This window comes from Bradyrhizobium sp. LB13.1 (genome assembly GCF_054056815.1).
The window spans coordinates 3,673,827-3,685,382 of sequence record NZ_JBSRYQ010000001.1 but is presented as its reverse complement, the minus strand read 5'-3'; the positions used below and the strand labels follow the sequence as shown (position 1 = coordinate 3,685,382).

The 11,556-nt window shown below is 63.1% G+C and carries 10 protein-coding genes and 1 pseudogene; 5 read left to right on the top strand and 6 right to left on the bottom strand.

The features are described 5' to 3' along the window. Positions 1 to 3: 3 nt before the first annotated feature. The 5 genes from ACVWYI_RS17285 (at position 4) to ACVWYI_RS17265 (ending at position 3,327) form a co-directional block, all read left to right on the top strand. The gene (locus ACVWYI_RS17285; RefSeq protein WP_247446799.1) at positions 4 to 735 is read left to right on the top strand and encodes an SDR family oxidoreductase; all 732 of its coding nucleotides are present in this window, start codon (positions 4 to 6) and stop codon (positions 733 to 735) included. A gap of 123 nt (positions 736 to 858) precedes the next feature. Beyond that, complete coding sequence (locus ACVWYI_RS17280; RefSeq protein ID WP_247345861.1) at positions 859 to 1,605, top strand: SDR family NAD(P)-dependent oxidoreductase; 747 nt, start codon at positions 859 to 861, stop codon at positions 1,603 to 1,605. A 7-nt stretch (positions 1,606 to 1,612) separates the two neighbouring features. After that, a complete protein-coding gene (locus tag ACVWYI_RS17275; RefSeq protein ID WP_354103715.1) occupies positions 1,613 to 2,005 on the top strand; it encodes a GFA family protein in 393 nt (130 codons plus the stop codon). Between the two features lie 153 nt (positions 2,006 to 2,158). Further along, entirely contained in the window at positions 2,159 to 2,839 is a 681-nt protein-coding gene (locus ACVWYI_RS17270; protein ID WP_456662715.1) for a site-2 protease family protein, read from the top strand. Positions 2,840 to 2,904: 65 nt separating this feature from the next. Then, the gene (locus ACVWYI_RS17265) at positions 2,905 to 3,327 is read left to right on the top strand and encodes a hypothetical protein (RefSeq protein ID WP_354046979.1); all 423 of its coding nucleotides are present in this window, start codon (positions 2,905 to 2,907) and stop codon (positions 3,325 to 3,327) included. On the opposite strand, the gene ACVWYI_RS17260 is transcribed toward ACVWYI_RS17265, so the two are convergent. The 6 genes and pseudogenes from ACVWYI_RS17260 to ACVWYI_RS17235 all read right to left on the bottom strand — a co-directional run bounded on the left by ACVWYI_RS17260 (position 3,315) and on the right by ACVWYI_RS17235 (position 11,472). Continuing rightward, positions 3,315 to 4,130, bottom strand: a complete 816-nt coding sequence (locus ACVWYI_RS17260) for a TonB family protein (protein ID WP_247446797.1) — start codon at positions 4,128 to 4,130, stop codon at positions 3,315 to 3,317. The genes ACVWYI_RS17265 and ACVWYI_RS17260 overlap by 13 nt on opposite strands. A 9-nt stretch (positions 4,131 to 4,139) precedes the next feature. Further along, positions 4,140 to 4,595, bottom strand: a complete 456-nt coding sequence (gene exbD, locus ACVWYI_RS17255) for a TonB system transport protein ExbD (protein WP_247446796.1) — start codon at positions 4,593 to 4,595, stop codon at positions 4,140 to 4,142. Positions 4,596 to 4,598: 3 nt separating this feature from the next. Then, positions 4,599 to 5,495, bottom strand: coding sequence for a tonB-system energizer ExbB (exbB, locus tag ACVWYI_RS17250; protein ID WP_247446794.1), 897 nt, complete (start codon positions 5,493 to 5,495; stop codon positions 4,599 to 4,601). Beyond that, entirely contained in the window at positions 5,492 to 6,181 is a 690-nt protein-coding gene (locus ACVWYI_RS17245) for a Fe2+-dependent dioxygenase (protein WP_456662714.1), read from the bottom strand. The genes exbB and ACVWYI_RS17245 overlap by 4 nt, the downstream gene beginning before the upstream one ends. A 20-nt stretch (positions 6,182 to 6,201) precedes the next feature. Further along, a pseudogene (locus tag ACVWYI_RS17240) lies at positions 6,202 to 8,755 on the bottom strand (TonB-dependent receptor). 308 nt (positions 8,756 to 9,063) lie between these two features. Further along, positions 9,064 to 11,472 (bottom strand): TonB-dependent receptor, encoded by a 2,409-nt coding sequence (locus ACVWYI_RS17235; RefSeq protein WP_456662713.1) that lies wholly within the window; start codon positions 11,470 to 11,472, stop codon positions 9,064 to 9,066. Positions 11,473 to 11,556: the final 84 nt, after the last annotated feature.

The window sequence follows — 11,556 nt, the reverse complement described above, 5'->3', positions numbered from 1 at the left end:
CAAATGGCAGACCGCCTCAAAGGAAAGCGTGCCGTCATCACGGCTGCAGCGGCAGGCATCGGACGCGCATGCGCCATCGCATTCGCGCGTGAAGGCGCGACCGTGATCGCCACCGACATCAACGAGAGCGGCATCACGGGCCTGGCCAAGGAAGGCATTGCCGAGACGGCGAAGCTCGACGTTCGCAACACCGCCGACGTCAATGCCTTCGCCAAGCGCGTCGGCAAGGTCGACATCCTGCTGAATGCGGCGGGCTTCGTGCATCACGGCACCATCCTGGAGTGCTCGGAAGAGGACTTTGATTTCTCGTTCGACCTCAACGTCAAGTCGATGCACCGGACCATCAGGGCATTCCTGCCGGACATGCTCGCGGGCGGCGGTGGCAGCATCGTCAACATCTCCTCCTGCGCGGCGCTGCGGCCGCCGGCCAATCGCTACGTCTACAGCTCCTCGAAGGCCGCGGTGTCGCTGCTGACGCGCGCGGTCGCGCTCGACTTCATCACCAAGGGTATCCGCTGCAACAGCATCTGCCCCGGCACCGTCGAGACGCCCTCGATGCTCGACCGCGCTGCCGCGCAAGGCCCGCAGGGCAAGGAGATGTTCGTCTCCCGCCAGAAGATGGGCCGGCTCGGCACCGCCGACGAGATCGCGTCGATGGCGATCTATCTCGGCAGTGACGAGAGCGCCTTCACCACCGGCGTCGACCTCGTCGTCGACGGCGGCTACATGCTCTGATTAGTCCTCATCCCGAGGAGCCGCGACAGCGGCGTCTCGAGGGATGGACCACGGGCTCAATGGTTCGAGACGCGCGCCAAGTGCGCGCTCCTCACCATGAGGGATAGATGAAGGGATTTCGCGATGAACAAGATCGATCTCAACGGCCGCGTCGCCATCGTCACCGGCGGCGCGCAGGGCTTTGGCCGCGCCATCACCCAGCGTTTTGTCGATTCCGGCGCCGAGGTCGCGATCTGGGATTTTGACGCCGCGCTGGCCGAGAAGACGGCGAAGGAGATCGGCGACAGCGTCCGCATCTTCAAGGTCGACGTCACCGATACCGCAGCCGTCGAGCAGGCCCGCGATGCGACGCTTGCCGCCTTCGGCAAGATCGACATCCTCGTCAACAATGCGGGCATCGCCGGCGTCAACAAACCGGTCTGGGAAACCGATCTCGAGGAATGGCGCAAGGTGCTGCGCATCAACCTCGACGGTCCCTTTATCGTCTGCAAGGCGATCGTGCCCACGATGCTCAAGCAGAAATACGGGCGCATCGTCAACATCGCCTCGATCGCCGGCAAGGAAGGCAATCCGAACGCCTCGCACTATTCGGCCTCCAAGGCCGGCCTGATCGCGCTGACGAAGTCGCTCGGCAAGGAATTGGCGGCGCATGACATCCTCGTCAATGCGGTGACGCCTGCGGCCGCGAAGACCGCGATCTTCGACCAGATGACGCAGCAGCATATCGACTTCATGCTGTCGAAAATCCCCAAAGCGCGCTTCGTGCTGGTGGAAGAGCTCGCCGCGATGGCGGCCTGGCTCGCATCGGAGGACTGCGCGTTCTCGACCGGCGCCGTGTTCGACATCTCCGGCGGGCGGGCAACCTACTGAGGGCATCATGATCAGAGAAGGCGGCTGCCTCTGCGGCGCGGTGCGGTTCAAGGCGGAAGGCGAGCCGCTCAACGTTCGCGTCTGCCATTGCCGCATGTGTCAGAAGGCAATGGGCTCGCCCTACTTCGTCCGCGCGCAGTTCGACCAGCGCGCCCTGACCATCGAGGGTGACACCGCCCGCTATGCGTCGTCCGAGAACATCGATCGCGTGTTCTGCAAACGCTGCGGCACGCGCCTGTTCTCATGGCGGCGCAACGGCACGCTGGCGGGCGTCGCACTCACCACGTTCGATGATCGCAACGCCTTCGCGCCGACCGAGCACATCTGGGTCTCGGAGAAGCTCGCCTGGCTGAAGCTCGACGACGGGCTGACGCAGTATCCGGGCACGATCCCGGCGTGAATTTTGGCGGCAGCATAGCGGCTTCGGGCCACGCGGATCATTTGCAGCGTGGCATTTCGGAACCGGCCACCCTATGTTGAGGTGAAGCGTTGCTGCACCACCGGTTTGGCTGGGTCGGCTGCATGACCGCAGGCAAACCGGGACGGACGAGCCGTGAACATTTCTTTCTATGACATATCGGTGTGGGTGCTGCCGCTGGTGCTCGCCATCACCTTCCACGAGGCCGCGCACGCCTTCGTCGCATACCGTCTCGGTGACACCACGGCCTGGCAGCTCGGCCGCGTCAGCTTCAACCCGCTGAAGCATATCGACCCATTCGGCACCGTAATCCTGCCGGCGATGCTGCTGTTTGCGCATTCGCCGTTCCTGTTCGGCTATGCCAAGCCGGTACCGGTGAATTATCGCAACCTCAACCATCCCCGGCTCGACATGGTCTGGGTGGCGTTGGCCGGGCCCGTCACCAACATCCTGCTGGCGCTCGTCGCAGCTCTTGCCCTGCACGCCCTGCCCTGGGTGCCGGCCCGCTCGGCGCAGTGGATCTTCGACAACCTCAAGAATGCGCTGTTGATCAACGCGGTGCTGGCGGTGTTCAATATGATGCCGATTCCGCCGCTCGATGGCGGGCGCGTCGCGGTCGGGCTGCTGCCCCGGCCCCTCGCTCTGCCACTGGCCCGGCTCGAGCCGTTCGGGATGCTGATCCTGATCGGTCTCTTGATCCTGCTGCCGCTGGCGGGCTCCCAGTTCGGTCTAAATCTTGATGTTATTTCAGCAATACTGCGAACGTTGACCGGTTATGTGATTCAGACTGTTCTCATTCTGACCGGCAATGCGTAGTTGAACAGCCACACACCCGAACACAAGCCGAAGGGCTCGAGGCCGACTTGGTCAAAGCTGCCGATATGCTGATCGCGCGACGCGCCGACACCCGCGCCCGGGCCGATTTTGCCACCTGGAAGATGATGGCCAAGCTCAACGGATCGTCCGCGCTGCCTCCGGAAGCGCAGGAGTTCCTCGTCAGCTACAAGAACATGCTGGCGCAGATGAACGAGGGCGAGGCCACAGAGGCCACCATCGGCGTGATCTACAAGGCCTATTATTCCGAGATGGGCGGCGCAGGAACCCCGCCCGACGTTCGTCCCCGGGCGCCTGAAACGGCGTCGGACAATGTTACCGCCTTCCGCCGCCCAGAACCGAAGCCGAAAAAGGTCAATTTCTTCGGGGCAGCGACCGCAGGCGCAACCCAGAAACGTCCGCTTCCGGTGGCGCTGATCTTCGCCTGCCTGGTCGTTGTCTATGTCGCGATCAGGCTCTACTGGCGCTGAGCCGCCTTCTTCTTTTTCTTGGCGTCCGGCGGCGTGAAGATGATGTCGACGGTGCGCTCGAACCGGTCTTCGGTCAGCCCGGCCGGCGGCTGCGGGACGGGATCGGACTTGCGGACGATCGAGATCGCGGCCGTATCGTAAGCTGCATCCCCGGACGACTCCACGACGTCGACCGAAAGCACGTTGCCCCGTCGGTTGATCGCGAAGGAAACCTTGACCTTCTGATTGTTGGGCTGCTTCCCCTCCGGATTGACCTTGTGGGCCGTGAGGTGCGCGCTGATCTTGCGATTCCAGTCGGCCGTCAGCTTCAGCATGTCCTTGCCGATGCCAAGCACAGGCGCCAGCGCCTTCTCGGCCTCGCGGGCGTCCTCATCGAGTGTCTGCCGCGCCGTCGCAACGGACTGCGGCGAGGCCTCCGCAGCGGGGGTTTCAATCGCCGCGATCTTCGGGTCCTCGTCCTGCGGCTTCTTCGAGATGTTTTCGGTGACGACCCGATCGGGATCGTCGACCTGTTGCGACTGATCCTTCGGAAGCTCGGTTTCCTTGGTCTCGGCTTTTTGCTCGGGAAGCGCCTGCTGCTCCTGCATCGCTTCACTGTCCGGTCCGGGCGGAAGATCGGTGTCAGGCGCCTTCGGCGAGGCCATCTCGACGGCGAACTCCGCGCCGGCTGCCCCCAGGCCATCGTCGCCGTCATCGGTTTGTAAATGGGCCAGCGCGAGCGCGGCACCACCCAGATGCAGCGCGAGCGCTGCCACCGCTGCCAAAATCCAAAGCTTCCGGGGTGGTCTGGGTTCGTCCGACATAGCGGGCCTCTAAGGCTGAGCGGCGCCTGCCGCAGGCGCCCCCGGAGCGCCTTCCAGCGCAACCAGCTTCACCCGCGAATAGCCGCCTGCGCGCAACAGCTCCATGACGCCCATCAACTCGCCATACGGCACCGAGCGATCAGCGCGCAGGAAGACATACTTGTCCTTGCTCATGTCCGACAGGCCGTCGAGGGTGCCGATCAACTCGGCGCGGTGGACCGGGTTCTCTCCGATCGCAAGCGTCAAATCGGGCTTGATGCTGAGATAGGTCGGCTTGTCCGGCTTCTTCTGCGGCGTCGCGCTCGACGTCGGCAAATCGATCGGCAGGTCGACCGTGGAGAGCGGCGCTGCGACCATGAAGATGATCAGCAGCACCAGGATGACGTCGATGAACGGCGTGACGTTGATCTCATGCGTCTCGCCGAAATCATCGTCGTCGTCATTGTCTGCGAGCGAAACGCCCATGGTTCACTCCGCCGCGCGCGAATGCACGCTGCCGTGGCTGCGGTCGAGATCGCGCGAGAGCAGCCGCCCCGCCGCGCCCGAGGCACGGCTGACGAGTTCGAGATAGCTCTTCGTCACGCGCGAGAAGTAGTTGTAGATGATGACGGCGGGAATGGCGGCGACAAGGCCGATCGCGGTCGCGAGCAGCGCCTCGGCGATGCCGGGCGCGACCACGGCGAGATTCGTGGTCTGCGACTTCGAGATGCCGATGAAGCTGTTCATGATGCCCCACACCGTGCCGAACAGGCCGACGAAGGGCGACGTGGAGCCGATGGTCGCGAGCACACCCATGCCGACGCGGATGCGCCGCGCCTCCGCGCGCACGATCTCGGAGAAGCTCGAGGCGGCCCTCTCCTTGATGCCGGTATCGCTGGACAGGCCGGCCGACATCCGCGCCTCGCGTAGCGCCGCCGCCAGGAACGACGGCAGGATGCCCTCCTTGGAGCCGAGTGCCATCTGCGCTTCCGCGAGCGAGCGCGCCTCCGCAATCTTCTTCAGGGCCGAACGAAGCTTGGTCGAGGCAACCGACAGCTCGATCGACTTGGCGATCAGCACCGTCCAGGTCATCAGCGATGCGAAGGCGAGCCCGATCATCACCGCCTTCACGATGATGTCCGCCGACTGGAACATCACCCAGGGCGACAGTTCCTTCATGGCCGGCGCGATGCCGACCGCCGCATCGGGCTTTGCCGCCGCCGGCGCGGCGGCTGAGGGAGCCGCGGCGGGCGCGGCCGGCTGAGCTGTCGATTGGACCGGCGTCGCCGGCGGGCTTTGTGTCTGGGCAGAAACAGGGGATGCGAGCCAGGCGGCCGCCAACATCAAGGCTGCGGCAACGCTTGCTTGGAAGGACATGATCTTCATACTTCGGCCCAGTAGCGAATGAGGTTGTGATAGATACCCGTCAATTTGACCGTTTCGGGATCGTCACGCCCGAGCCGTTCCACCAGCGCCTGAATCGCGGTGTCGAGGTCAAAGATCATGCTCCGGGCTTGATCGTCCCGTATCATGCTCTGAAGCCAGAAGAAAGACGCAACCCGCGTTCCCCTCGTCACCGGGGTGACGAGATGGAGGCTGGTCGAGGGATAGAGCACGCAGTCCCCGGCTGGCAACTTGACTTCGTGCGAACCGTAGCTGTCCTCGATCACAAGTTCGCCACCGTCGTACTCCTCCGGCTCGGCCAGGAACAAGGTGACCGACAGGTCTGTACGGATGCGAAGGCCGGTCAGGCGGTCGCCGCGGACGGCATTGTCGACATGCAGCCCAAAATGGTGGCCGCTGCTGGCCGCATAGCGGTTGAATAACGGCGGGAAAATCTGGAGCGGAATTGCCGCCGCGATGAAGCGCGGGTTCGACGTCAGCGCCGAGATGATGCGGTTGCCGAGTTTTCGCGCGACCTCGCTGTCCGGCGGCAATTGCTCGTTGCGCTTGACCATCGCCGACTGCGAGCCGGCGGTGGAGCGCCCGTCTTCCCATTCGCTGGCGTCCATGATGCGGCGGAAATCCGCCACATCATCCTTGCTCAAAACGCCTTCAATGCATGTCAGCATGGCACCTCGTCATGACTTCATCAGTAGCGCGCCGAGATCACCAGATAGGCGGCGCGTCCCGGTGCTTCCAGCACGAACGGTGCCGCGCTCTGGTACAGCGCGTCGTAGTAGCGCTTGTCGAAGATGTTGTTCACGAACAGCTTGACCTGCCAGTTCTTGTTGATCTTGGCCTCCGCGAACATGTCGAAGCGCCAGTAGCTTGGGATCGACGTGCCCTGGTTGGCCGCGAGCAAGGTGCCGCCGTAGATCTTCGAGCGGTAAACCGCCTGCCCGCCAAGCTCCCAGACATCGGTGAGCTGGTATTTCGAGAGCAGGCTGAACGACTCGTGCGCAACATTGGCGAGCGGACGGCCGACGTTGGTGGGATACAGGGTCTTGTTCGCGGACGGCGCCAGCGACTGCGTCACCTCCGACTGCATCAGTACGAGACCGCCGAATACGCTCCACTTGTCGGTGATCTTGCCACCGACACCGAGATCAATGCCGCGGATGCGGTAGGCTGCGCCGGCCGTGATACACGACACCGAGCCGGTAGTCGCCGGCACAGTTACTGGATAGGGACAAGTCGCCGTTGCCGTTGCCGCGGAAATGTTCTGCGATTCGCGCGCGTTGTCCTTCGTGGTCTGAAACAGCGCCGCCGTCAGCAAAAGGTGACGGTCGAACAACTCCCATTTCGTGCCGAGCTCGATCGCCTTGTTCTTCTCCGGCCCGAAAATCTGGTTCGTACTGCCGTTGAGGACGGGTGTGAGACCACCATAAGCGGTGCTCGTCCCATCGAACTCGGCACCGACAGGGATTCGCTGAGGTCGCATACGCCACGTAGACGCTGCCATTCGGAAGCGGCTTGAGCGTGAGACCGAGGTTGAAGTTCGGAATCAGGAACTCGGCAGACTGCTGGCCAAACTGGCTCACGCCACCGACCGTTCCGTATCCCGACGTGTTGATCTGGTAATTATCGTAGCGGAAACCGCCGTTGAGGATCAGGAGGTCGCGATAATTCGCGCTATCCATGACGTAGCCGCTGACGGTGTCGATGCCGATTTTGGTCGGCAGCCCTGCCAGCGCGAGCGCTTTACCGGGCAAAAACGTATCTTGGGGAAAGAAGACGCTGACGCCCGTCGGCGAACCGGATGGGCTTACGGGCACTCCGTTCCCCTCCGAGGTGAGCCCGAGATATTTGTCGATCGACGATCTCTCGCGATCGACTTCAATTCCCGCCAGCGCGGTATGCTTGAACCCGACCCCGTCCTGGAATTTGTAGGTCGCCTCCGTCTGGTTGGCGATCACGTCGGTGATCTGGAGACGGCTTTGCGGATTCATCGTGAGCGTCGAAGCCGAGAGCGGGGTGCCGTTGATCGGGCTCTCCGGCAGCGTTCCGACGTAGTTCTGCGTCGAGCGCGACGCACGGAACCTGTTGCTGACCATCAGGTCCGGGGTGATCTGCACTTCAGCGTTGAGCGAACCGATGTCCTGGCCGGTCCGGTAGAAGTCGCGATTGATCTGGCCATACCAGTTGTTGCGGTTGGCGCCGAAGTCCGGGAACGGACCGCCGGCGGTGGTCGCGGTGCTCGGCCGATAATAGGGCACACCGAAGTCCGGAACTCCCGTCAATTCGGTATGAATGTAGCCAGCCGTGACCTTGACAGCATCGACAGGCTTCCAGGTCGTCGCGACGAAAGCGCCATTGCGATTGTCCTTGACGAAATCGCGCCCGGCGACATCGGCATCCTGGAACAGACCGCCGGCACGAACGGCCAGTGTCGGGTTGATCACCTGGTTGACGTCGAGGGTGACACGCTTGGTCTGGTCGGTGCCAAACGTGGTGTCCATGTTGTAGAAGCTCTTCTCCGTCGTCGCCTGCTTGGTGACGATGTTGATCGCACCACCGGCGACACCGCGACCGGCAAAGGTCGAGCCGGGACCGCGCAGGATCTCAACCTGCTCGGTGAAGAAGTTCTCACGAACGCTGACGCCGGGATCGCGGACACCGTCGATGAAGATGTCGTTGCGGGCGTCGAAGCCGCGGATAAAGAAGCGGTCACCGAAGGCGTTGCCGCCCTCGCCTGTTCCAAGCGTCACGCCAGCCGTACTCAGGATCGCCCGTTTCAGCGACGTGGCGTTCATGTCCTCGAGCACATCCTTTGTAAGCACAGTGATCGATTTTGGCGTGTTGAGGATCGGCTCGGGGAATTTGCCTGACGCCTGCACCCGGGTCGCCATGTAAGGCGCGGCGGGATTTGCGTACGGATCACGGTCGGCCGCAAGACCGCCTGGATTGACGACTGGCGCTGTTGCTGCCTGCTGCCGCTGCGCCGCGCGCCGAAGCGCATTGCGCGCGCGGACCTGGTCGGCCGCCGGTTTCGAAGCCACGGGGCGCGGGCGCTGGACCGGCGCATCGACCGTCACCGGCGGCAGGTTCGACTGCTGCGCCTGAGCCCCGCTCGAAACTGACGCGACGGCGATCAGACTGGCCACTGCAGAAACGGTCTTGCCCGTCGCAGCATCCAAATTGTTGCCGAATGATTTCCGAACAGCGACCGGACGCAACGATCGCGGTGTTTTCGTCATGCTCATCACACGCCCCGCAGTGCTTTTGCTTCCATTGGCCGCGTTGCGACAACGCGACGCACCGGTGCTATCGGGCGTATTGATGGGGGTCAACGCGATCACGGCAACACAGCGGAGGAATCCGCCCATTTCAAAGCAATTCTAAACTTGCCTGCGCGCGTCACTTTGTAAGCGTTCTAATCTCGAGTTTGTAAGCGTTCTAAACTGATGCCGATTTTGTCCCTCGGACACCGGTGGCACGCACTCTCACCATCGGATGCGGAAGGTGGAGGGATGCCCGCCATGGCGGACATCCCAGCCTTGGATAGACGAAATCAGAACTTCGCCGTCGTCACGAGATAGAATGCCCGGCCCGGCGCGACCGCCACGAACGGCACGGCGCTGCGGTAGAGCGTATCGTAGTAGAGCTTGTTGGTGAGATTCTGCGCGTAGAACTTCATGGTCCAGTTCTTGTCGATCTTCTTCTCGACGAACGCGTCGAAGCGCCAGTAGCTCGGGAGCTCGTTGCCGGTATTGGCCGCGAACGTGCCGCCATAGACTTTCGAGCGGTACACCGCCTGCCCGCCCAGCTCCCAGCCGCCATCGAACTTGTACTTGGTCAGCATGCTGAACGACTGGTGCGCGACGTTGGCGAGCTGCAGGCCGAGGTTGGAGGCGATGTTGCTCTGCGTGACCTTCGACTGCATCAGCACGATACCGCCGAAGATGCTCCAGCGATCGGTGATCTTGCCCTCGGCCTCGATGTCGATGCCCTGGATGCGGTAGGCAGCGTTCGACGTGAGCAGGCCCGCGGCGTTTGTCTCGCGCGCATTGTCCTTCGTGGTCTGGAACAGCGCAGCGCTGACCAGCAGATGACGATCCGCCAGCTCCCATTTGGTGCCGAGTTCGGCCGCCTTGTTGCGCTCGGGCCCGAGCAGGATGGCCGTGTTGGCCGGAACGCCACCGTAGTCGGTGCCGGTCGCGTCAAGCTCCGAGCCGAACGGATTGGCCGAGGTCGCATAGGCCGCATAGACGCTGCCGATCGACGTCGGCTTGTAGACCAGGCCGACGTTGTAATTGACGAGGTCGGCGTTCATTTTCAGGTAATTCGGCGAGTTGGTCGACGAGCTCATGTTGTAGCCGTCGTAGCGGATGCCGCCATTGACGATGATCGTGTCCTGCCAGTTGGCGGTGTCCATGACGTACACGCTGCTGGTATTGACACCATAGCGCGTCGGATTTCCGGTCAACGACGGCGATCCGAACGGGATGTTGGTGTACTGGGGGGAATAGAGATTGACCCCTGTAACGGCGCCGGTGCTGGTGAAGGCGCTGCCGGCCAGTTCCGACGCGAGGCCGGCGTAACGGTCGATCGAGATGTTCTCGTTCGCATATTCCACGCCGAACACGGCAGTGTGCCTCACTCCGCCGGTGTCGAGCTTGAACGTGGCCTCGTTCTGGTTGGCCCACACGTCCACGTTCTGCAGCCGGCTCTGCGCGCTGGCCGTCGTGGTCCAGAGCAAGGGATTGGGGCTGGTCGTATTCGGGTTCTGCGGCAGCGTGCCGATGTAGTTCAGCAGCGAGTGCTCGCCGCGCACTTTGCTGCTCAGCGTGATGGCCTCGTTGACCTTGTACTCGATCGTGCCGGTGCCGAAATCCTGCCGCGCGGTCTGGAAGTCGCGGTTGAGGAAGCCGTACCAGTTTCCACGCGGAATGCCGGCGGACGTCACCGGCACGTTACCCTTCTTGTAATAAGGCACGCCGAAATCCGGCAGGCCGCTGAGATCGGTATGGACGTAGTTCGTGGTGATCTTGATGTCGCTGGTCGGGGTGTACTTGGTCGAGATGAAACTGCCCCAGCGATTGTCGGTGACGTAGTCGCGGCCGGCGACGTTGGCATCCTGGAACATGCCGCCGGTGCGCACCGAGAAGGTCGGATCGATCACCTGGTTGACATCGATCGTGACGCGCTTGGTCCTGTCGGTGCCGAACTCGGTATCCATGCGCTTGAAGTTGGTGTCGCCGGCCTGCTTGGTGACGATGTTGATGGCGCCGCCGGCGGTGCCGCGGCCGGCATAGGACGAGGCTGGCCCGCGCAGAATCTCGATTTGCTCGGTGAAGAAGTTCTCGCGGATCGAGACCGCGGGATCGCGGATGCCGTCGATGAAGACGTCGTTTCGCGCGTCGAAGCCGCGGATGAAGAAGCGGTCGCCGAAGGCGTTGCCGCCCTCACCCGATCCCAGCGTCACGCCGGCGGTCGAACGGCCGATCTCCTTCAGTGTCGTGGCATTCTTGTCCTCGAGCACTTCCTTGCTGAGCACCGTGATGGTCTTCGGCGTGTTCAGCATCGGCTCGGGAAATTTGCCGGAGGCCTGGACGTGGTCGACCTTGTAGGGCGCCGCCGGATCGGAATAGGGATTGCGATCGACTTCGCCGGCCGGGACCGTGGGCGCGGTCTGCTGCGCCGCCTGCTGCCGCTGCGCGGCGCGCCGAAGCGCATTGCGCGCGCGGACCTGATCCGGCGTCGGCTTCGAAACCGCGGGACGCGGACGCGCGACGGGAGCGTCGACCGTCACCGGCGGCAGGTTCGACTGCTGCGCCTCTGCGCCGCTCGACACCGACGCCACCGCGATCAATCCGGCAACGGCAGAAACCGCCTTGCCAGAATGCCCATCGAACTTGTTCTCAACCGAATGCCCCCCTGCGATCGAACGCAACGATCGCGGCACAACTGCCAGCTTCATCCCAACGCACCCCATCTTGAATTCATCGATCCGCAACATGCGCGATGAACGATGGGCCGGTGCTATCGATCGAGAAAATGCAGG